Origin of the sequence: Kroppenstedtia guangzhouensis (genome assembly GCF_014637345.1) — a bacterium.
In the GTDB taxonomy this organism is placed as follows: Bacteria; Bacillota; Bacilli; order Thermoactinomycetales; family DSM-45169; genus Kroppenstedtia; species Kroppenstedtia guangzhouensis.
The window spans coordinates 202,469-224,066 of record NZ_BMEX01000002.1; the positions used below are offsets into that span (position 1 = coordinate 202,469).

The following is a 21,598-nucleotide window of genomic DNA, read 5'->3' on the forward strand; positions in this document are numbered from 1 at the left end:
CTCTTGGTGATCGCTACCATTTTTGGCCTGGGCGGAGCTATCCATTGAACACAAAAAAGCCGGGCAGACATTTTCGTCTCCCGACTTGCTCTTATTTCAGGACCACGGCAGACTTCCATAATCGATGGTTCATTGCACTGTCACTTGATCCCGCAACTGGTCCAATGTTTTCTCCCCGATCCCCGGGACTTCGGTGAGCTGGTCGACAGAGGTGAAGGAGCCGTTCTCCTCCCTGTAACGAATGATCGCCTCCGCTTTGGAAGGGCCGATGCCGCTCAGCTGTTGCAGTTCTTCCGCGGAAGCAGTGTTGACATTGACCGTTTGACCCGCTTCCCCTCCGGATCCACTCGTCACCGGAGCTCCCGCAGTTACACCCGGCGGAATCTCCTCCCCTTTGGCCGGAATGTAGAGAGCCATTCCGTCGGATAGAGGCTGGGCCAGATTGACCCGATCCATATCCGCCCGTTTCAAAGGCCCGCCGGCTTTGCCCAATGCCTCTTCCACCCGAGCGCCGGGAGAGAGACGGTAAACCCCCGGGTGCTTCACCTCCCCCTTCACATCCACTACTAATTCTGTCGGCTCCTCTCCTTTGTCTTCTTCTTTGGGAACCGCCGTCTCCGACGGCGGCGGGTAGGGTTGCAACTCCGCCTCCGACTGCTTTTCATCCCCGGCCCACAGGGAAATTCCCACTCCTGCCAACAGAAGGAGCAATGCACCCACTGCCACGGCCAATCCTTTTTCCCGCGGAGTCCATCCCCCTTGATCCCACATTCTTTTACCTCCTTCCCGATCTTTATGCCATCATATTTCGGCTTCCTTGGCGTATGGATGAATAGAAAGTTACCGGCAGCAAAACGGAACTGCCATTCCAGGGAGGGAGAACGATGACCCACGGCGTGATCGGCACGGGCAGTATGGGCCGCATCCTGGTGGAGGCTTGGATTCGATCCGGTAAACTGCAACCCTCCGAGCTCCTCGTCAGCAACCGGACCCGGACCAAGGCGGAACGCCTGGCAGATGAGTTTCCGGGACTTCGGGTGGCGGCGGACAACCGCGAAGTCGTTGTTAAGTCTGACTGCTTTTTCCTTTGTGTTAAACCCCGAGAATTCCGAAAAGTGCTGGAAGAGATTCAAGATGTGGTCCGGGAGGAACAAGTCGTCGTCTCCATCACCAGCCCGGTGATGGTCCGGGACCTGGAAGAGTGGCTTCCCGCAAAGGTGGCCAAGGTGGTCCCCAGTATCACCAATGCCGTCTGTTCCGGAAACTCCCTGTTCATCCCCGGCTCCCGCCTGAACCGGGAGGAACGGGAACAATTGTGGGACCTGTTCAGCGCGATTAGTCACCCCCTCCTCGTGGATGAGGAGCACACCCGGATCGCCTCCGACCTGGCTTGCTGTGCCCCCGCCTTTCTGTCCAACCTGTTGGAGCAGATGGCAGATGCTGCAGTCAAGGAAACAGGCATTCCCCGGGAGTCGGCGATCTCCCTTGTCACCCGGATGACTCAAGGATTGGGAAAGCTCTTGACGGAGGGAAATTTCACACTGAAGAGCCTCCAGGAACGGGTGGCAGTACCCGGCGGGATCACCCGGGAGGGACTTCATCTGTTGGAGCGGGACACAGGCACTCTTTTCCGTGATCTGTTCCGGTTAACTCATGACAAATACCATGAGGACATCCATAAAGTACAACAATCCCTCTTCCCTGAAATGGAAAAAAAGATCTGACAACAATAAGAAAAAGATGTTAGCAAAGGATAGTTTTAGTATATCATATCGATAAAAAATAGCGGAAGGGGTTATATCCTTCCGCTGTTTTGGGTGATTATTCTCCCCCGGGATGATAGATTCCCTCGCTTTCCCACAGTTCCTCCATCTTGGACAACCGTTGGGAAGCCTGTTCCTTGACAGTTTGTCCCACTGCGGTTAGAAGGCCGTTCACCAGACTGAGGGGCGCGGTGAAGGAGTCCACAAAGGACGGCAGACGGCTGGAGGCGAATAAACACAGATCCGTTTCCCCGGCCAAGGGAGAGGCCCCAGAATCCGTCAGAGCCAGGGTGGGCACCCCCCGGCTGCGGGAAAACTGCAAAGCTTGCAAGGTTCGGGCAGTGTACCGAGGGAAGCCGATTCCGATCAGGAGGTCTTCTTCCTCCAGCCCCGCCAACCGTTCAAACATGGTGTCCGAGTTGTCGATCAACTCCGTATTCTGCAGGAGGAGGTGGAGATAAAAAGTGAGAAAGTAACCCAGGGAATGGGAACTGCGAAAGGCGACCACTTTGATCTCTCGAGCTCCACAGATTCGCCTCACCGCTTCGGCAAAGGTGGCTGCGTCCAGCCGGTTCAGGGTTTGCTGCAGATTATTCATATCATCCTGCATCACTTCAAAGGCCATCCTGGACTCCTCCGGATAAACATCCTCCGCCAAATCCAGCCGCTCCACTGTGGTCACCCGCTGCCGCATCTCCTCCTGCAATCTCTGCTGCATCTGTGTATAACCGGAGAAACCCAACATCACGGCGAACCGGACCACAGTCGCCTCTCCCACCCCCGCTTTTTCCGCCAGTTTAGCCGCGGTCAAAAATGGAGCCGCATCGGGATGGTGTTCGATATAGGCCGCAATTTTTTTCTGGGCTCGGCTCATCGAACCCGTCCGCTCCCGAATCCGTTGGTAAACATCATCCTTCACCACTTTACCTATCACCCTCTCTTCAGTTGTTTCACCCCCGCTTCAAACCGGTTCAGCGTCTCTTCCACTTCAGCGGCATTGTGAGCCGTGGACAGGGAGAAGCGGCTCAGCGGTTTGAGATAGATTCCTTTTTCCAGGAGCAGATGATCCAACCGCCGGCGCAGGGAGAGATCGGAACGGAGCCAATCCTGAATCTCCGTCACCGGATGTTCACCCAACACCAGGTTGAAAATGGTGCCATCCCCCACCGTCCGCGCCGCAAAACCGTACCGGTTCAAAATCTCCTCCATCCCCTCTCGGAGCCGGTGAGCCGCCTCTTCCACCGCCGTGTATACACCCGACTCCTCCAGGACCGAGATCGTCGCCCAACCGGCACTCAGAATTGTGGGATGCCCATTGTAGGTTCCGCTGTGAAAAAGGACCTCCTCCCCTTTGGCCTCCCGATCCCCTGCCAGCACATCCCCATGGCGCACCGGCGACGTCAACTCCATGATCTCCCGTCGGCCCCCGACAGCTCCCACAGGAAATCCTCCACCCAGCACTTTGCCAAGAGCAGTCAGGTCGGGGATGATTCCATACCTCCCTTGAGCACCCGCAAGTCCCATCCGAAACCCGGTCTTCACCTCATCGAAAATCAGAGGAATCCGATGCCGGCGAGTATACTCCCTCAAGTTGCGCAAAAATTGGGGTTTTGGTGGAATAAACCCGCCTTGGACCGGTTCCAGGATCACCGCCCCCAACTCTTCCCGGAAGCGATCCAAAATCGGTTCTGCCGTCTCCCAATCGTTAAAGGGAAGTACCACCGTCTGCTCTTGGACCTCTTTTGGAATGCCCATGGAATCGGCCCGCACCTCCGGCGGGGTGTTTCTCTTCCGTTTCCGGGCATGGACACTGATCAATACCTGATCATATCCCCCATGATAATGCCCTTCAAATTTGGCCACCTTGTGCCGGCCGCTAAAGGCCCGGGCCAGTCGGAGAGCAAACATCGTCGCTTCCAGTCCCGAGTTGGTGAAACGGATGGAATCCACACTTGGATACAGGGAGATCAGTTTGTTCGCCATCTCCATTTCCAGGGCATGGGGGGTTCCGAAAACCGGGGTCCCCATCTGTTCCAACTGTTCCCGAACCGCTTTCATCACGCGGGGATGTCCGTGTCCCAACATCAATGCCCCGTAACAAAGATTGTAGTCGATGTACTCATTCCCGTCGACATCCGTCAGTTCCGCCCCTGAGGCGGATTTCATAAACAGAGGGTAGGGGTCAAAGTGTTTGATATTGGCTGTTACGCCCCCCGGCATCGATCGGGTGGCTTCTTCATACAATACAGCGGAAGCTCTTGTTTTTTCCGACAACAGACGGACCGGCTGGGCCGGGATTCCCATCTTTCTCATCCCCTTGAAAGAAATATTTCATTCACTGAGATCAGTTTATGAATGATTTATTTCATTATATGTGGGGAACATCGATTTGTTCAGCGCCATTTTCCCTTATATCCCTTGATATAACGGCATCACAATGATGGAGATCCCTTCACCTCACCGGTACTCCCGTTTACTCCAAAATGAATGATTTCCTTCATATTTTGTTGAACCCAACAAAATAACCATCGGAAACTGGTTCCCGGATGGTTGTACAATACGAGAATGTCCATTATTTCTCTCCATCAGATATAAGGAGTTTTTCTTTGCCCCCGGAATCGAGGCCCTTCTATGCCCCGCCCCATTCCACCCGGGCATATTGCCTTACAGAGGCACCGTCAAGGGAGTATAACGCATCGAACAATTTCCACCGAAAACTGCCCGGCCCTTTGGCTGATTTCCCCGCCTGTTCCGCCGCGATACCATAAGTGGCCATAGCGGAAATCGCGGCAAACATCGGCTCTTTAGAGACGGCGGCAAAGGCGGCCACCACCGGGGCACACATACAACCCGTTCCGGTGATGGTTCCCATCAGGAAGTGACCGTTGGAAACCTCGGCCCATTTGACTCCATCAGTGATGATATCCTTCTCACCGGTGACAATGACCGTGAGCCCCCATTTTTTTGCCGCTTTGATGGCGATGGTTCGGATGTCATCCACATGACCTGAATCGACTCCCCTAACCTGGGCCCGTTCTCCTGCGAGTGTGGCAATCTCCCCGGCATTTCCTTTCAGATGGGAGATTCGGATCCTCTCCAGCAGCCTCTTCGCCGTTTCAGTTCGAAAGGAAGTGGCCCCGGCTCCCACCGGATCCAACACTACAGGGATTCCCTTTTTATTGGCGGATCTTCCCGCCTGGATCATGGCCTCCACCTGAGGCGCATGCAAAGTTCCGATGTTCAATACCAAAGTTGAGGCCCATCCGGCCATCTCCGCCACTTCTTCCGGAGCATGGGCCATGACTGGAGAAGCACCACAACTGAGGGTGATGTTGGCACAATCGTTGACGGTCACCTCGTTGGTGATCTGGTGCACCAGCGGACGCCTCTTCCTCACTTCCTGGATGAGATCGGGATTCCAATTCAATCGGATCGCCTCCTGATCCATTCATGACCAACCCATCCTCGAGGGATCCCATTCAAAAAGGCCGCCCCACCGGGAGCGGCTTTTCATACACCAAATCAGCCTGTACTCCCTTCGCCGGTATGATCCGGATCAGGTTCAAAGGGTTGGGCAGGATCCCTCTCAGCCGGTTGGCACCCCTGTACTCAAATCAAATGGATTTTCCATCCATCATAAAAAGAAAGAAGCATTTTGTCAAACCCACTTTCAATTGCCTCCCCTGAATCCTTTGTTCAGGGGCGCAGTCCAGGTTGTCTCAGCCACTTTCCGTCAATTGGCCACAATATTGATCAGTTTGCCGGGGACGACGATCACTTTACGAACCGTTTTTCCTTCCAGAAGGCTTCTCACTTTTTCTTCCGCCATTACCCGATCCTCCACTTCCCTACGATCCGCCCGGGCGGGAACAACCGCCTTGTGCCGGACCTTGCCGTTGATCTGTACGACCATCTCCACTTCATCCAAAATGAGGGCGTCCGGATCAAAGGAAGGCCAGGGCTGGTCATGGACACTGGACTCATAACCCAGTTCCCGCCACATTTCCTCGGTGATATGAGGCACAAAGGGAGCCAACAGGATGATCGCCTTCTCAATCGCCTCCGCCAGCACTCCCTGATTGGCGTCGGCGGGATGGGAGTGGATCGCGTTGATCAGCTCCATGATCGCACTGACCGCAGTATTGAATTGGAGACGATCCCCTACGTCGTCAGTCACCTTTTTAATGGTCTGCTGTAGGGTGCGATACAGCTCTTTGGCCTCTTTTGTTTCCATCTTTGCCGCCGGTCGGTTGCGGAAGAGTTCCTTGTGTTGCTGAACCATTCGCCAGACACGGTTGAGGAAACGGTGGCTGCCCTCCACCCCGGTATCGCTCCAGTCCAGTTCCCCGTCAGGAGGAGCGGCAAACAGGATGAACAGACGGGCGGTATCCGCCCCGTAACGGTCGATAATCTCCATCGGAGAGACGACATTTCCCTTGGACTTGGACATTTTGGCCCCATCCTTGAGCACCATGCCCAGCGGGAAATAATGGGCAAAAGGTTCAATCGCCTCCACCATTCCCGCATCGTGCAACACCTTGGTGAAGAAACGGGAGTACAGCAGGTGAAGCACCGCATGTTCGATTCCCCCGATGTAAAAGTCCACCGGCATCCATTGATTGGCCCGCTCGGGATCAAAGGGCCGGTCGTTGTTGTGGGGATCGGTGTAGCGCAAAAAATACCAGGAAGAGTCGATGAAAGTATCCATCGTGTCCGTCTCCCGGCGCGCCTTCCCACCGCAGGCGGGACAGGTGGTGTGGACAAAGCTTTCCGAGGTGGCAAGGGGATTGCTCTTTCCGTCAAAGACCACATCCTCCGGCACCATCACCGGCAACTCTTCCTTGGGAACGGGTACGATGCCGCAGGAATCGCAATAGACGATGGGGATGGGACATCCCCAGTAGCGTTGGCGGGAAATCAACCAGTCCCGCAACCGGTAAGAGACGGTCTTCTTCCCTTTGCCCGTCTGAGCCAGGTGGTCGGCGATCGCCCCGATCGCTTTCCGGTTGTCCATGCCGTCAAAGGGCCCGGAGTTGACCAAAATCCCCTCCGCTGTATATGCCTCTCCCTCGGGAGCCTCTCCCTTTTTCGGCCGGACCACCGTTCGGATCGGCAGCCCGTATTGTTTGGCAAACAGAAAGTCCCGCTCATCGTGGGCCGGAACCCCCATCACCGCCCCCGTTCCGTAGTCCATCAAGACGTAGTTGGCCACCCAGATCGGCACTTCTTCCCCGGTCAGGGGGTGTCGAGCCTTGGCCCCCGTGTCATAGCCGATTTTCTTCACATCGGAACCGGTGCGGGAGCGCTCTGACTGGCTTTTCATCTCCCGGATGAAGGCGCGGACCTCCTCTTCCCCCGATTTTCCCCGGATCAGTTGTTCCACCAAGGGATGCTCCGGGGCAAGGACCAGATAGGTGACACCAAAGAGGGTGTCGGGCCGGGTGGTGAAGACAGAGATGCGCTCCTCCATCCCGGGAATGGAAAAGACCACCTCGGCTCCTTCACTGCGGCCGATCCAGTTGCGCTGCATCATCTTGACCTGTTCCGGCCATTGCTGCATTTTTTCCAGATCTTCCACGAGCCGGTCGGCATAATCGGTGATGCGCAGGAACCACTGTTCCAGTTCCTTTTTCTCCACCACGGTGTCACAACGCCAGCAACGACCCTCTTCCACTTGTTCGTTAGCGAGCACCGTCTGGCAGTTGGGACACCAGTTGACCGCCCCTTGTTTGCGGTAGGCCAACCCCCGCTCGTGGAAAAGCAGGAACAACCACTGGGTGAACCGGTAATATTCCGGGGTACAGGTTCCCACATACCGGTTCCAATCATAGGATAAACCGAGCCGGGTCTGTTCCTCCCGAATCCGTTTCATATTGTTCAATGTCCACTCCCGTGGATTGACCCCCCGTTGAATGGCAGCGTTTTCAGCCGGCAGCCCGAAAGCATCCGCCCCCATGGGATGGATCACTTGGTAACCGTTCATCCGCTTAAAGCGGGCGACGAGGTCTCCCATGGAGTAATTACGCACGTGACCCATATGGAGCCCTTCCCCCGAAGGATAGGGAAACATCTCCAAAGCATAAAATTTCGGTTGGTCTGACACCTGCTCCGGTATCCGGTATGCATGATTCTCCTCCCAGATCTGCTGCCACTTGGGCTCGATCTCCTGAGGTATGTACTTTTTCACGAAACCACCCCTCCAAACACATATAAAACCTCCCGCCCCCGGCTCGGTTGCCAGGGACGAGAGGTTGATTCACATTCTCCCGCGGTACCACCCTGCTTGGCATCATTGGATGCCCGCTCTTCCGGATCCGTTATCGGGGATCAGCCGTCACAGGATACTCGATGGGTTTCCCCTGTGAGGCGACGGGGTGAGTTCACCCGCTCCTCCTCATCGGCTCGCACCGGCCGCCGATTCTCTGGGCAGGAAGTTACAGGTTACTGTTCCCCGTCATCGCCTGATTTCGAAGGTATTTTCTCATGCTATCGCTGAATAATTTAATTAACATTATATGCAACAGATTGGATCGATGTCAACGACCTTCCCGGATTTTTGTTTCCACTGGATGTACAAACCCGGTTATCGGGCACCCACTTGGGCTGCATCTCCCCACAGACGCTCCAAATCGTAGAAATCCCGCTCATCCTTGTGGAAGACATGGACGACCACATCGCCGAGATCGATCAACACCCAACGCGCTTCGGACAAACCCTCCACCGACCGCGGGGGGTGCCCCGCTTGTTCCATCTTCTTTTTGATGGATTCGGCGATCGCCTGCACCTGCGTCTGAGAATTTCCATGACAGATCACAAAATAATCAGCGATCACAGACAGACCCCGAATATCGAGAATAGTGATGCGTTGGGCTTTCTTCTCCTCGGCGGCCGCGGCCGCCAACTTGGCGATTTCCACCAGGTTCAAAGAGACTCCTCCTTCGGTCTTGGTTGGCGGATTCGGTCCACCATGTCATTGCGGGCAGCTACGGTCAAGGGATACACTTTTTGACCTCGTTGGATGAGAAAAACCAGGGTATTGTCCAAAGACTTCAATACGGCCTGATCCAGATCCTTCCTAGCCAGCTCACGGACTTCCTCTACTCCAGGAAACTGTCTCCCGGGTTCAATATAATCCGCTAGAAAGATCACTTTGTCTAATAAAGACATATGCGGCCGACCCGTCGTGTGATAACGGATGGCGTCCAATACCCCTTCATCTTCAACCTCCAGCTCTTCCCTGACCACTTCCGCTCCCACCGGGGCATGCCACAGCTCCACATGATGCTTCAACAGATCCTGGGGCAATCCCCGCTCCCGAATGATCCTTTCCATCCGCTCCCGCGGCCAAAACTTGCAGTAATCGTGCAACAGTGCGGCCAGCCGGGCCTGCTTTCGATCCACTCCGACACGATCTGCCAGCTCCACCGCGGTCTCCACCACCCGCAGAGTATGCTCCCAACGGGTTTTCGGCAATTGCTTCCGGACGGCTTCGGTCCGTTCATCCTGATTCATACAGTCGATGCGCCTCCATATACTGTCTGACCGGCTCGGGCACGAGATACCGGACGGAGCCTCCTTGGGCCACCCGATTCCGGATCCAGGTGGAGGAGAGGTCCACGGTGACCCCTTCCTTGACCCAGGTCACCCTGTCCTTAATATGGTCGGGAAGTTGCTCCATATCCAATTTCACCCCCGGCCGCATCAGACCGATCACTTCCACTGAAGCAAGGATTTCTTCTATTCTAACCCATCGCGGCAAATCAAGCACCATATCTGCGCCTACAATCAGAAAAAAACGGGTGTCCGGCTGTTCCCGACAAAGGAGTCGCACCGTGTCCACAGTGTAGGAAGGCCCGCTCCGGTCCATCTCCACCCGGGAAGCCCGGAAGGAAGGATGGTCCGCCACTGCCCGTTCCACCATGGTGAACCGGTCTTTTGCAGAAGCAGCGACTCCCTGTTTATGGGGAGGGATCGGTGCCGGGACAAACCAGACCTCCTCCAACCCCGCCGCTTGGCGGGCCTGTTCGGCCATCACCAGGTGGCCGATGTGAATGGGATCAAAGGTGCCCCCGTAGATCCCGATTTTCTTCCCTTTCTTCATCACGACTCCCCCAATGCCTGCTCCAACACCTCGCCCATCCGCTCCACCGGCGCCCGCTGTCCTGTCCACCGTTCATAGGCCAAGGCCCCCTGGTGAAGCAACATCCCCAACCCGCTGTGCACCCGTGCCCCCCGGGCTTTCGCTTCCTGCAACAGACGGGTCTCCCGGGGATGGTAGATCAAATCGCTGACCAGGAGTCCCTTGTGGAGGCAGGCGGGATCCACCAGACAGTCTTCGGTGTGGGGATGCATCCCCACGGATGTGGACTGTACCAGCAGGTCCGCCTCCCGGATCGCTGTCCCGGCTTCCCCCGGAGGAATCCCGTCGGCACGGGTCCAACGGCGGAGATGGTCAGCCAGATCCTTCGCTTTTTTTTCCGTTCGGTTGACGATCCGAATTTGCTCCGCTCCGGCCCGGGCCAAGGTGTACCCGACGGCGCGGGCGGCACCGCCAGCCCCCAGGATCACCACCCGGCTTCCCTTGACATCTAAACCTGTCTCCCGCACCAATGATTCCAGATAACCGGCACCGTCGGTATTGGTTCCGATCAGGCGGCCTTCCCGCCGGATCACGGTATTGACCGCCCCAATCTCCCGAGCACTCTCTTCCACTTCGTCCAGATACTCCATTACGGCCACCTTGTGGGGAATGGTGACATTCCAGCCCCGAAAACCGAGGCTCTTCAAACCCGCCACGGCCCTCCCCAACTCTTCCGACGCCACATCAAAGGCGAGATAGACCCAGGGAAGACCCTCCTGCCGGAAGGCTTCGTTCATCATCTCCGGTGATTTGGAATGGGCCACCGGATGGCCGATCAACCCCGTCTTCTCCGTCACCGCATCCAGTTTCAATCCTTTTCCTCCTCTTCTCTACAGGATGGCCGGCCGCACTTCCACCCGAACTCCACGTGGCACCCACAGCTCCACTCGGGCCCGCTCTTTGCCCGTGGCGATCCACCCCAGTCCGGAGATGACCAGGTCCTGTTTCTGTTTTCCGTCAAGATGAAAGGTGTGGCGCACCAGCGGCGGCAGGGAAGAGGGATCCTTTGGCGGAGACAGAAACTCCCCCCGGTGTTTCTCCCAGACCTCATCTGCCTTGGCCAGTTTGGTGCGGTGAATATAGAAGGAGTTGGCCATGTAACAGACAAAGGGCTGGCGTACTCCTTCACTGTAATCCATCCGGGCCAGACCGCCAAAAAAGAGGGTTTGTCCGTCGTTCAATTGATAAACCTTCGGTTTGATCTCGCTCTTGGGCGTGATCTCACTCAACTCCTCCGGCTCCACCCACTCACTCATGCGGTCCCGCCGCACGATCCCAGGCATATCCACCAGTTCCCGCTCCCCCTCCAGGGGAATGTGAATCGTATCCAAGGTGGTTCCGGGATAGGGGGAGGTGGTGATCACCTCTTCCCCGCTGCCAAACTCCTTCAACAGCCGGTTGATCAGAGTCGACTTGCCCACATTGGCTGTCCCTGTCACAAAGACATCCTGCCCCTCCCGGTGGGTCTCGATGGCCCGGACCACTTCGTCAAAGTGATACCCCTTAGCCGCACTGGTCAGGACCACATCCACCGGTTGGACACCCAGCTCCCCGACGGTGTGAACCACCCATTCCTTGAGGCGCTGCACTTTGGCTGATTTGGGGAAGAGATCCAACTTGTTCCCCAGGATGAGGATCGGGTTGCCACCGGTATGTCGCTGAATCCCCGGAATCCAACTGCCGGACAAATCAAACAGGTCCACCACCTGAACAACCAGCGCCTTTCGGTTGCCGATCTCCCCCAGCATCGACAGATACACATCCGGATCCTGTTCCACCGGGGCCACCTCATTGTAGTGGCGGATCCGAAAACAGCGTCTGCAAATGGGATGCTCCCGCTCCAGAGCCGTCAAAGGCACATAACCCGGCTTCTCCGGATACTCCGTCTGCAGTAAAACCCCACACCCTTCACATCCAACTTCCCGCTCCATCATTTGCGCTCCTCCCAACCCGACAATCCCCGCTGTTTCATCCACCAGAACACCAATCTCTCCAATATCCGGTTCAGCTTGGTGAAGACCCCCTCCGCCCGGGAAACCGGAACCACCAAAATCGTATAGAGACCGAGCCGGTTTCCCCCGAGCACATCGGTCAGCAGCTGATCACCGATCATCACTGTCTCGGTCACATCCACTTCCAACCTGTTCAGCGCCCGTCTGAATGCAGCGGACAAAGGTTTTTTCGCCTGGTGGATATAAGGGACGCGCAAGGGGGTTGCAAACCGGGACACCCGGGTGAGGTTATTATTGGAGACAATTATCACCTTAAATCCCATCCCTCGCAACTGATCCAGCCAGCTGACCAACTCCGGCGTCGCTTCCGGACGTGTCGCTTCCACCAAGGTGTTATCCAGGTCGACCAGTGCCGCCTTCACCCCTCGCCGTTGCAGGGCATTCAAATCGATTTCATAAATGGATTGAACAAATTCATTAGGAATCATCCGCTTAAACAAGACGCCACCCCATCACCGAAAGCGTTGTCATATCGGCACTAACTATACCACATCGCAAAAGGGCGAGGCAAAGAGAGGGGTAGCTAAAAAAAGCTACTCTTTTTTTGTTCTCTTGCAGAATGAATTTAAAAATGCTCCATAAAAGAGGGAGAAGGCGACATGTGGCGGTTGTCAATGCAGATCAACATCGAGATTCAGCCCTCCCATCATCACACTATTGAGAAGCGGACGCTGTACCACTGGAGTAAGCTGTATGAGGAGCAACTCGCCTCACAATCACCATCAACTCATAAACTCTCGCTACCTTCCAGGCGAACACCACAATGTCTTTCATTTGCGAGAGGATCGCTCGGGCATCTTGCTAACCGATGATTGGGAGGTTCATTTTATGAACTGCCCAAGCTGGAAACGGGGGCGTTTGATGTTGGCACCGGCCTGGTGAAGTGGTTGCTTTTTCTCAAAGGTCTGGATAAAAGCAAATGGGAGGAGATTGCCATGGATCAACCCAAACTGTGCAAAGCCATGACCACGCTGGAATTCCTGAGTCAGGACCGGGAAGCCCGCCGCCTGTACGAGATGCGCCAAAAGGCCCTCTTGGATGAACACTGGAAGGTTGAGGGGCAAGAGTGGAAGGGAAGGCGGGGGCGGCAGAAGTTGCTGCAAATGGGGATGGAAATTTCATCGATTGCCAAAACCACAGGATTGACGCAAGATAAGATCCGGAAATTGGCCGAGCCGGATGATTAAGGTTCCATCCCGCTTCGGAATTCGCAATAGGGTAATGAATAGCCACTTTTGCCCCCCTCCCGGGGAATTCCGTGGGTGTTACCATAACAAAGAAAACGTCAAAAACACCGCACCCCGTGGATGCGGCGTTTCCTTTTCCCTTCAGTGATCCCCCGGCTTTTCTCCCCCCTCTTCTCTGCTTCCGGGAGTCTCCCGTGGATCCAGATCCTCCCGTTTGCGACGGCGAATCCAAATATAGATGGGAACACCGATCGCTGCCGCCACCGCCACCGGAGGAAGAGAAGCCGCGCCGAAGATCAGGAGTCCCTGAAACAGGTCCCGCACCCACCCCACCGATTGGACAAAGGCGAGTGAAATCCGTTCCCCCAGGCCGGGTTTTCCTTCTGCTTCCTCCAAGGCGATCACCTGTCGGGCATGGATGGTGACGGTGGAGTAGACCGTCTGGTTTTCCAGATACTTCAACCGGCCCTGCAACTGTTCGATCTCCTCCTGCACGCGGGCCAGCTGTTCGGAGACCTTGAGCAGATCCTCCGTGGTTTTGGCCCTCTTCATCATCTCCAGCAGTCGTTTCTCCACCGCCTTTTTCGCCTTGAGCCGGGATTCCAGATCCACATACTCCTCCGTCACATCCTTGCCCGTGATCTTGCGGGATTCCATCTCCTGGGCGATCTTCTCCACACGTTCCAGATAGGTATGAAAGGACTCCCGGGGAATCCGGAACACATAGTCCCCGGTTTTCTCCTTTTCCGCCCGGGACTGGGAGGACTCCACCAGGTAGCCCCCCTCCTTCCGGGCCGCCGCCTCCGTCGCCTGCTGTGCCTGTTTCAGATTCTGCACCTTTATCCTCAGCTCCGCCCGGTAGATCACCTTCCGCTCCTCCTGTGCCACTTGCGCCCCTTCTTTGTTCAGGACTTTTTTCACATCGGATGCAGCCGTCCCCTTCCCGGACCCGGATTCTGTCGAACCCTCGCGGGAGAGCGAATGGAATTCGGTTTTTGACTGAACACTACTGTTCATCGACTGATCCGGAGCCTCACCGGATGAACAACCCGCCAACAGCCCCAGGGACACCCCCCAGACCAACCACGGTTTCCACACCTTACCCACCGCCCCTTTCCAGTTTCCTGCTGTCTATATGGACGAAAGGGGCGGGGAAAAGGTTGCGGGATAGGGAAAAAGAAAAAGAGAGGCTGGGTAAGCCTCTTTTTTTATCCTCCCGGTTGATCTGAGTTGTATTTGGATACAGGCAGATCACTTGGAGTCGCGGGGCCCAGTGATAAAAAGGAGAGAAGAAATACGGTTGATAGGGAGAAAAAAACAACTTTACCGAACTTCATTCAAGTCACCTGCTTTTCTCTGGTTGAGTTTTTCTTGTACTTTAAACATATTAACCGTACATTGTTGAAATTCCTTCTCGTCAACCCCTTCCCAGCACCGGGCGAGTTCATGCCACGCTTCATACTCCTTCTCCTCGGTATGATACTTCTGTGCGAGCTCAACTACCTGTCGGTAAAAAGCGATCGCTTCTTCTCTTCTGTTTTGCTGAACAAACAGACGTCCCAGGGCCAATGAGGCATCCATCTGATCCACGTAATCTTCTACTCGTTTCGCATTTTGAATCGCTTGGGTCAGATATTTCTCGGCCTGACTCCATTTCTCTTGATGGGTATACAGGATTCCCAACTGGGTGCAAGCACGGAGAAAAGATTTTTCATCCACCCTTCCCGGGGGAAGTCCAAGTGCAATTTTAAAGCAGTTTTCCGCCTCTTCCCATTTTTCCTGAACGGTGTGGATACTCCCAAGAACGCACCATAAAACCAGGGAACTGTTGTATTGCTGGTTGAGACTGGCTAACTGGATACCCTCGAGGGCGAATTTTTTTGCTGTTTCATAATCATGGCTCCTGCGGAGCAACTCCGCTCGCAACCAATAGAAAGAGAGTCTGGTTTCCATCGGTTCAATTTGCGGGAGTTCCTCCCAAACGTCCTGAACCAGTTGCAGGGACTCGACGATCCGTCCCAATCTTTCCAAGTAGATGGCTTTGTTTCGTAGCAAAAAATACTTGACCCATGGCCTCTCTCCCGTCGGGCAAAAAGCATCCAGGCCACTGTCCGCATACTGCAAGGCCTGCTGCAGATCGTTGTTGTAGTAACTGCAACGACTCAGATCATTGAAACTGTAGGCTTCGATGTTGTCCATCTTTGCGGTTTCGTTTCTATTGGCCAAGCGGATGGCCGTGAAAAACTCCCGTTCCGCCTTGTTGATTTTTTTCTGATGCAGGTAACAGGTGCCCTTGAGCCAATGAGCTTGAGAGGCATACAAGTGGTCGTCGGGGATGGGCGTCTTCTCCAGTAACGACAGGGCTGATTCACTCTGACCCAATCGGTTCATCGACTCAATCAATGTCAGTCGAAACTTCAGCTCGGCCTGGTCATCTCTCTCCCTCAGCAAGAACTCCGGCAGCTGCTCCAAGGGGATACCCAACTTCTCCAGGATGTAGTAGACCTTCTCATTCTTCACATGGGAGACACCTCGCTCCACATTGCTGATCGTCGCCGGAGAAATGTTGTCGTCTGCCAAATCTTCCAGACGAAGACCCCGTTCTTTTCGGACCTTACGAATGATTCCGCCAATTTCATGTATATCCAAGACCTTCAACTCCGTCACCTTCCATATCCAAGATATTTACCACTATTTTATACCAGATCAAGTTAGATGGAAATAGATTTTAAGACTTTTCCTGCAACTTTTCCCCCTGCGGTATAACTTTTGGATAAGGAAAGGCGGCGAAGCCACGGATTGTGCGATTTATGCTTCAGCCCCTGCCCATCGTTCCGGCCTTCGGGTCGATCTCTTCCCAAGCTGCAGAAAACAAAGGAGTCCGGCACCCGTGGCAACGGGAACCGGACTCCTGACCGCAAATCGTATCACAGGTTGTTCGTACGAACCCGGTGGCCATCGGGTTCGTGACAAAATTGAATGTCCTGCTCTCCGCCTCAGGGTGTGTATGGTTTGACCCCACACGCCCTGAAGCCTTCCCCGCCTTGATCAATGCCGAGACCTCAGCGCAACCGGGCAATTAAGAAAACCATCCACAACTGTTTATTATTTCATCTGTACTGAGCAAAGTCGCTTCTCCGATTCCCACATGATTTTTTTCCATAAAGGACTGTACCGCTTGGTATCCCACTGCATATCCGGCAAATGGTGATAAACCCACAGGCTGGTACCCCTGTTCTTTGGCAATGGGATCACCGAACATGTAACTGCTCACCTCGGCAAACCCCTTCACATTTAGCGCATCTTTTATTACTTCCGTTGAGTACGCTAAATCTTCTTTGTCAAAAGAGGTAACCCAGGGACCTAAAAGATCTTCTCCATAAAGTTCTTTTGCAAATGACTCTGCTAACCCCTCTATAATTAAGTAATCACCAACGGTAACGTTCCCCTGGTCCCAATCAAAATATGAAAAACGGAGATTGTGATGAAATTCATGCGCAATCACCGCCGGGAGTTTTGGAATGTTATAGGAATCGGGGTAGACAGACACTTGTATAAATCCCGGAATTCCTCCAAATCCGCAATAACCTTTTTGTAATGCAAGCTTCTTCGGATCGGCTATATACATTCCAAATTTCAATTCATCCGCATTAATATTTAGATTTTTCTCCTGAATCAAATCAACACAGCGGTTCAAGGTCTCATTTGCCCTTTGAAGAGCTTGAATTTCTTTTAACTTCTTCAACGCCACTTTCCCCACTTCGGTATCCCACACATCAACATATCCAAGCATTTTGCAAGCCATCAATACATCGTATCCATGAGGTTGCTTGGCTTTTAAAGGAACATGGATAGCATTCCACATCTTTTCAAAAGGTTTCATCATTGAATAGCGAAAGTAGTTTTCTCTCTCTTCTTCCAAGGAGAACAATTTTTCATATTGTTCGATGGTGTTTTCGATCACTATTTTCAATGTAACCACCTTGATTCTGTTTGATGAAAGATCCCCATTGCCACCCTCATCAATTTCACTCCTCCTGATGAGGCAATCTTTCACAATTGACGCCTTTTTGCACCTCCTTCCATAAGTACAATAAGGGATCACGCAACGTAAGAGTCAATGGGGTCCGATAACCAAAAACGAGTGGCCACCGGGCCGCCTGCCTCATTTCACCGGATGGTGAATTCCACTTTGGCATCCTTCGGACTTGACACCCTCGGAAATGTCGCCCACGGGACAGGTGTCATCCATGAACAGATTGGAGCCGAATTGCACGGTCTTGGCTTCCAGATGGGATACCGGTGAATTGCCTGGCCGCATTTATATTCTTAATTCAAAATCACCTGGATCCGATCCCGCTGGATCACCACTTCCCCGATCCCCAATCCTTGGATCCCCCTGCCCTTGAGTGAATGATGGGCTTTGATTTCCTTATTCCGAATGGGATTATCATCTCAGATATAACAGATCAAACCGCAACACTCCCAAGATAGACGCCGACGGAGAATCCGTCGGCGTCTATCATACTGATATTACCGATCTCTCCGTTGCCAGCCCTCCCCGGACCAGTCCACCGGGAGGAGGCGGCCGGAGGCGTCGGTGACGAGGGGGTTCTGCACGTACCAGCCGCGACCGTTGTAATAATCATCGGTATGGTAGCGGAAACGGAGGTACCGGGTGTCGACAGGAAGGGTGAGCTCCCGTCGGGTCCAGCCATCGCTGAGGCCGCTCATCGGCTCGCTGATCGCCGACCAGTGTTTCCCATCCGGGGAGGCTTCCACGACGCCATAGTCCGTCGGGGCCCTTTGATCTGCCGGCTCCATCCGGTACCAAGTATCAAAGGTGAGCTTCCTGCCGGTACCCTTCAGTCGGCTACCGGTCAGGGAGCGATCCAGGTGGTCCCCGTAGCCGGAGAACCAGGCTCCTCCCCTGCCGGGAATGGCCACCGGGATCGCATCGGCGGTGAGGCGGGCCACCTGGCGCCGGACCGGATTGGTGGAGAGGGTGTCCCGGGTGGGGTGCACCCGGTTGGTTAGAGTGATGGCGATCACCCCGTTGTTCCGGTTCATGACGATGGAGGTACCGGTGTAGCCAGTATGTCCCATGGCGCGGGGATCCGACAGGGCATCCATATACCAGCTCTGGTTCAGCTCCCAGCCGAGTCCGTGGTCATCACCAGGAAAGTCTGTGTTCATGTTTTTTTCCATCAGGGCCACGGTCGACGGCTTCAGAATACGCACATTCCCATATTTCCCGTCGTTGAGCAGCATATGGGCAAAGATGGCCAAGTCTTTCGCTGTGGCGAAGACCCCCGCATGTCCGGCCACCCCGTCCAGGGACCAGGCTTTTTCATCATGGACACTTCCCCAGACCAGCCCCCGCCCGGTCCAAGACTGGTATTCCGTGGCGGCGATCCGGGGTTTCAGGGAGGCTGGCGGGTTGTACATCGTATCCTTCATCCCCAGGGGATCGGTGATGTACTTCTTGACAAAGACATCCAGCCTTTTTCCGGAAAGCCGCTCCACCAAGGCACCCAGGGTGATCATGTTGAGATCGCTGTACAGATAGGCCTCTCCCGGCTCGTGGATCAACGAATGGGCAAAGACGGCCTGCAACCGGTCTTCCCGGGTCCCTTCCATCTGATGAATGGGAATCCCCGCTTCAAATCCGGAGGTGTGGGTCATCAATTGCCGGATCGTGACCTTCTCTTTTCCCTTTTGCGCAAATTCCGGGATGTATTTGGCCACCGGGTCGTCCAATCGGAACCTTCCTTCTTCGTACAATTTCATGGCGGCAACGGTGGTGAAAATTTTGCTGATGGAAGCCAGGTCAAAAATGGTATCCTTTCTCATCGGGACCGGCTCATCCATCCGGTTTCCCCGGTCATCCAGCTCCCGGGCAGCAAAGCCGTAGGCGTCATGCTTGACAATGCTTCCCTTCCGGACCACGAAAACCACCGCGCCCGGCATATAGCCCTCCCGGATCGCTTGTCGGATATAGGGATCGATCTCCTTCAGAGGCTCCTCCACCATACCGGCGGAGGCGGGGGTTCCCGGGTGAAGACGAGGTTGGATCGCCCCCGGTTGGTCCCAGGGAAAGGGCTTTCCATGAGCTGTTGCCGGTGTTTGGGTTGCCGTCCCGCTTCCCCAACCCGTTATCGGGAGGATCAGCAGGAAAACCAAAGTGAAGATTCCCATCTTTCGCCAAATCAAGCGTCTTGCATTCATCCACCCATCTCCTCCCATCCCTTGGTAGTGTATACCACCCTCCTTTTTATATTATCAGAAGTTATCAAATATTGATGTAAGGATGGAAAAGGGTCGGGAGTCATCCCCTTTTCCATCGATTCTCTTCGAGAAAGCGATGCCGTTCAAATTCTCCCCCGATCCCGGCTCCCGCCCGGCAAAGGAAGGGACCGGCCAAGACGCCGGCAGCCAACCCCGCCCAGCCCCACAGGATCCATCCCGTTCCCAGACTGATCAAGCCAAAGCCGGGAAGGGTCACCCAAAAAGTATAGATCCGAAAAGCTTCCCGGACTGTTTCCTTTTCCCAGGGGAACATGCTCACCCCGGTGGAAAAGATGAACTCCCGCCAACAGGATCGGCCCCAGGAGTATAGCAACAGCCAGGCGATCAACCAGACCACTCCCTTCATCAGTCCTGGCACCTGGATGATCCCGACGAGGAGAAGGACTGTCAACTGCAAGTAGCTTCTCAGGTGCCGCCAGAGTCGAACCAAGGGTTTCAAGGCCGATTCGGCAAGGATTGCGGCGGAGGTTCTCTGCCGGAACAAAGACTCTGATTGTCGAAACAGCCAGGGGCGACGGAGTCGGAAAGCCTTCCGCTCCGGCAATACCCCACTCCCCTGCAAGAGAAGAGCGGCAAAACGGAGCCGGTATTCCCGTTCCCGGGCCACATCATCCAAAAACAATCCTTCCACGGCCAAGCGACGCCGCAGGAGAAACCAGGCCACCGCCGCGGCCGGAATCCACCCGATCGCCGTCAATACCGGTGAAGACAGACCCCAACGGACTGAAGCCGCCCATACCGGCAACAACCCCGCCCCAAGGAGAGCGTGGCCCAACCACCGCTTCCAAGTCGGGGCGACGGAAGCCCACATGCAGCGGTGAAGGGACAGATTCCAACGTACCAGGAGCAGAAACACTCCCCAAATTCCCGCTTCCTGGGGGGAAGCTCCCCAGTGGGCGATCAAGAGAGGGCCGCTGAGCAGAAGGAATCCGCCTGTCGCCATCACATGAAACAGAAAAGAGTACACCAGTCCGGAGCCCATCAAAGTCTGCATCCATTCTCGCTTCTGCCGGAGAAAGAGCAGATCCCCTTCCCGGAGACCAAGTCGGACCTTCCCATTCCAAAGAAAGAAATATGATACCAAGATAAACCCCCAGGAGGGGACATGGCCCATCCAGCTGTCCACCTCCCACCAGGAACGGTACTCAAACCACAAAAACACCAGGGCGGGGAGGACCAGATACAGGACGACGGTCCAGTCCAACACACTTCGCCACACCCGATACTGAAAGCGCCACTCCTCAAACAGCCGGCTCTTGAACAAAGTAAAGGGGGTCACTTGCCGGCTTCCTCCCCGGCCAGTCGGCCAAAGCAATCCAACAGCGTCCCCTCCGCCAGACCGCTCCGCTGTCGGATCTCCTCCATGTTGCCGGCGGCAGTCAGTCTTCCCCCATCGATCAAGAGAAAGGTATCGCAGATCCGCTCCGCCGTATCCAGTACATGGGTGGACATCAGTACACCCGTTCCCCGTTTGCGTTGACGCTCCATCCAGCCCAGAAACCTTTGGGTCGCCCGCGGGTCCAATCCGACAAAGGGCTCGTCCACGATCAACACTTCCGGTTCGATCAAAAAGGCCAGAATCAGCATCATCTTCTGCCGCATTCCTTTGGAAAAGCGCTCCGGATATTCATGGCGAACTCCCTGCAGGGAAAAGGTGTTCAGCAGCTCCTCGCTCCGTTCCCGCCGGACCGACTGCGGGAGCTGAAAGGCCGCCGCCGCCAGTTCCAGATGCTCCTCCAATGTGAGACCCTCCAGTGTGACGGGCTGTTCCGGTACATAGGCATACCGCTTCGTCTCCCCCGTGAACCGGATCTCTCCCCGACACTCCTTCAACAAACCCAGGATCGCCTTCACCGTTGTGCTTTTGCCGGCCCCGTTGGGACCGATCAATCCCACCAACTCCCCGGCCCCGACGGAAAAAGCAAGGTTTTGTATGATGGGGCGGGAAGCTTCATATCCCGCTGATTCGATCTCTACTTCCAAAACCTTCATCTCTTTCCCCTCGCTATTCCTTATATCACCCGCTCCACTCTTAAAGTGGCGGGAGACTCATAATATGAATCATTGTCTATTTCAGTATACAAAAAAGAGAAGGGGAACAGATGGAACCTGTTGCTTGCTCTGCTTCCCAATTACACTCAGCGGAGCCCCGGAACAGGAGAAGCCTTTGCAACCTCATTGGACAGG

At 54.9% G+C, this 21,598-nt stretch carries 19 protein-coding genes, 1 pseudogene, 1 riboswitch and 1 other annotated feature; of the genes and pseudogenes, 3 read left to right on the forward strand and 17 right to left on the reverse strand.

All coding sequences use genetic code 11. From position 1 onward, the window contains the following. Positions 1-129: 129 nt before the first annotated feature. On the reverse strand, positions 130-771 hold the full coding sequence (locus IEV46_RS03555) for a helix-hairpin-helix domain-containing protein (protein ID WP_188429963.1): 642 nt from the start codon (positions 769-771) through the stop codon (positions 130-132). Between the two features lie 113 nt (positions 772-884). On the opposite strand from IEV46_RS03555, the gene comER reads away from it, so the two are divergent. Continuing rightward, positions 885-1,724 carry a late competence protein ComER gene (comER, locus tag IEV46_RS03560; RefSeq protein ID WP_188429965.1) on the forward strand — a complete coding sequence of 280 codons (840 nt, stop codon included), beginning with the start codon at positions 885-887 and terminating at the stop codon, positions 1,722-1,724. Positions 1,725-1,821: 97 nt separating this feature from the next. Here comER and IEV46_RS03565 read toward each other — a convergent pair whose 3' ends face one another. The 10 genes from IEV46_RS03565 to IEV46_RS03610 all read right to left on the reverse strand — a co-directional run bounded on the left by IEV46_RS03565 (position 1,822) and on the right by IEV46_RS03610 (position 12,355). After that, positions 1,822-2,685 carry a MurR/RpiR family transcriptional regulator gene (locus IEV46_RS03565; RefSeq protein ID WP_076524231.1) on the reverse strand — a complete coding sequence of 288 codons (864 nt, stop codon included), beginning with the start codon at positions 2,683-2,685 and terminating at the stop codon, positions 1,822-1,824. Between the two features lie 8 nt (positions 2,686-2,693). Beyond that, complete coding sequence (locus tag IEV46_RS03570; protein WP_076524230.1) at positions 2,694-4,067, reverse strand: aspartate aminotransferase family protein; 1,374 nt, start codon at positions 4,065-4,067, stop codon at positions 2,694-2,696. 325 nt (positions 4,068-4,392) lie between these two features. Then, positions 4,393-5,190, reverse strand: a complete 798-nt coding sequence (gene thiM / locus IEV46_RS03575) for a hydroxyethylthiazole kinase (protein WP_229735881.1) — start codon at positions 5,188-5,190, stop codon at positions 4,393-4,395. An 89-nt stretch (positions 5,191-5,279) separates the two neighbouring features. Further along, positions 5,280-5,378: riboswitch (TPP riboswitch) on the reverse strand. Between the two features lie 118 nt (positions 5,379-5,496). After that, positions 5,497-7,950 (reverse strand): leucine--tRNA ligase, encoded by a 2,454-nt coding sequence (gene leuS / locus IEV46_RS03580; protein ID WP_188429969.1) that lies wholly within the window; start codon positions 7,948-7,950, stop codon positions 5,497-5,499. Between the two features lie 49 nt (positions 7,951-7,999). Next, positions 8,000-8,230 (reverse strand) — a binding site (T-box leader). Between the two features lie 116 nt (positions 8,231-8,346). Continuing rightward, positions 8,347-8,688 carry a ribosome silencing factor gene (gene rsfS / locus IEV46_RS03585; RefSeq protein WP_188429979.1) on the reverse strand — a complete coding sequence of 114 codons (342 nt, stop codon included), beginning with the start codon at positions 8,686-8,688 and terminating at the stop codon, positions 8,347-8,349. After that, entirely contained in the window at positions 8,685-9,275 is a 591-nt protein-coding gene (yqeK, locus tag IEV46_RS03590) for a bis(5'-nucleosyl)-tetraphosphatase (symmetrical) YqeK (RefSeq protein ID WP_188429989.1), read from the reverse strand. The genes rsfS and yqeK overlap by 4 nt, the downstream gene beginning before the upstream one ends. Next, a complete protein-coding gene (nadD, locus tag IEV46_RS03595; RefSeq protein ID WP_188429991.1) occupies positions 9,262-9,864 on the reverse strand; it encodes a nicotinate-nucleotide adenylyltransferase in 603 nt (200 codons plus the stop codon). Before nadD ends, yqeK begins: the two co-directional genes overlap by 14 nt. Continuing rightward, entirely contained in the window at positions 9,864-10,715 is an 852-nt protein-coding gene (locus IEV46_RS03600; RefSeq protein WP_188429993.1) for a shikimate dehydrogenase, read from the reverse strand. Before IEV46_RS03600 ends, nadD begins: the two co-directional genes overlap by 1 nt. A gap of 18 nt (positions 10,716-10,733) precedes the next feature. Continuing rightward, positions 10,734-11,837, reverse strand: a complete 1,104-nt coding sequence (gene yqeH / locus IEV46_RS03605) for a ribosome biogenesis GTPase YqeH (RefSeq protein ID WP_188429995.1) — start codon at positions 11,835-11,837, stop codon at positions 10,734-10,736. After that, entirely contained in the window at positions 11,834-12,355 is a 522-nt protein-coding gene (locus tag IEV46_RS03610) for a YqeG family HAD IIIA-type phosphatase (protein ID WP_188429997.1), read from the reverse strand. Before IEV46_RS03610 ends, yqeH begins: the two co-directional genes overlap by 4 nt. 174 nt (positions 12,356-12,529) lie before the next feature. On the opposite strand from IEV46_RS03610, the pseudogene IEV46_RS03615 reads away from it, so the two are divergent. After that, a pseudogene (locus IEV46_RS03615) lies at positions 12,530-13,102 on the forward strand (PD-(D/E)XK nuclease family transposase). Positions 13,103-13,243: 141 nt separating this feature from the next. Here the strand turns inward: IEV46_RS03615 and IEV46_RS03620 are convergent. The 3 genes from IEV46_RS03620 to IEV46_RS03630 form a co-directional block, all read right to left on the reverse strand. Further along, positions 13,244-14,200: a DUF4349 domain-containing protein gene (locus tag IEV46_RS03620; RefSeq protein ID WP_188429999.1), complete on the reverse strand. Its 957-nt coding sequence runs from the start codon at positions 14,198-14,200 to the stop codon at positions 13,244-13,246. Positions 14,201-14,425: 225 nt separating this feature from the next. Beyond that, a complete protein-coding gene (locus tag IEV46_RS03625; RefSeq protein ID WP_229735882.1) occupies positions 14,426-15,751 on the reverse strand; it encodes a helix-turn-helix domain-containing protein in 1,326 nt (441 codons plus the stop codon). 430 nt (positions 15,752-16,181) lie between these two features. Continuing rightward, a complete protein-coding gene (locus IEV46_RS03630) occupies positions 16,182-17,075 on the reverse strand; it encodes a DUF2268 domain-containing putative Zn-dependent protease (protein WP_188430002.1) in 894 nt (297 codons plus the stop codon). A gap of 147 nt (positions 17,076-17,222) precedes the next feature. Between IEV46_RS03630 and IEV46_RS03635 the strand changes: the two genes are divergently transcribed. Continuing rightward, positions 17,223-17,408 (forward strand): hypothetical protein, encoded by a 186-nt coding sequence (locus tag IEV46_RS03635; protein ID WP_188430004.1) that lies wholly within the window; start codon positions 17,223-17,225, stop codon positions 17,406-17,408. A gap of 227 nt (positions 17,409-17,635) precedes the next feature. Here the strand turns inward: IEV46_RS03635 and IEV46_RS03640 are convergent, their stop codons facing one another. From IEV46_RS03640 to IEV46_RS03650, 3 genes are all read right to left on the reverse strand, one after another. Continuing rightward, positions 17,636-19,330 (reverse strand): serine hydrolase domain-containing protein, encoded by a 1,695-nt coding sequence (locus IEV46_RS03640; protein ID WP_188430006.1) that lies wholly within the window; start codon positions 19,328-19,330, stop codon positions 17,636-17,638. Between the two features lie 100 nt (positions 19,331-19,430). Continuing rightward, the gene (locus tag IEV46_RS03645; RefSeq protein ID WP_188430008.1) at positions 19,431-20,690 is read right to left on the reverse strand and encodes an ABC transporter permease; all 1,260 of its coding nucleotides are present in this window, start codon (positions 20,688-20,690) and stop codon (positions 19,431-19,433) included. Then, positions 20,687-21,403, reverse strand: coding sequence for an ABC transporter ATP-binding protein (locus IEV46_RS03650; protein ID WP_188430010.1), 717 nt, complete (start codon positions 21,401-21,403; stop codon positions 20,687-20,689). Before IEV46_RS03650 ends, IEV46_RS03645 begins: the two co-directional genes overlap by 4 nt. Positions 21,404-21,598 lie beyond the last annotated feature (195 nt).

Coding starts and splice junctions, on each gene's coding strand:
- IEV46_RS03650 (WP_188430010.1), bottom strand. CDS start 21,403: ATGAAGGTTTTGGAAGTAGAGATCGAATCAGCGGGATATGAAGCTTCC.
- nadD (WP_188429991.1), bottom strand. CDS start 9,864: ATGAAGAAAGGGAAGAAAATCGGGATCTACGGGGGCACCTTTGATCCC.
- comER (WP_188429965.1), top strand. CDS start 885: ATGACCCACGGCGTGATCGGCACGGGCAGTATGGGCCGCATCCTGGTG.
- IEV46_RS03640 (WP_188430006.1), bottom strand. CDS start 19,330: ATGAATGCAAGACGCTTGATTTGGCGAAAGATGGGAATCTTCACTTTG.
- IEV46_RS03635 (WP_188430004.1), top strand. CDS start 17,223: ATGGGGTCCGATAACCAAAAACGAGTGGCCACCGGGCCGCCTGCCTCA.
- yqeK (WP_188429989.1), bottom strand. CDS start 9,275: ATGAATCAGGATGAACGGACCGAAGCCGTCCGGAAGCAATTGCCGAAA.
- yqeH (WP_188429995.1), bottom strand. CDS start 11,837: ATGATGGAGCGGGAAGTTGGATGTGAAGGGTGTGGGGTTTTACTGCAG.
- IEV46_RS03555 (WP_188429963.1), bottom strand. CDS start 771: ATGTGGGATCAAGGGGGATGGACTCCGCGGGAAAAAGGATTGGCCGTG.
- IEV46_RS03570 (WP_076524230.1), bottom strand. CDS start 4,067: ATGGGAATCCCGGCCCAGCCGGTCCGTCTGTTGTCGGAAAAAACAAGA.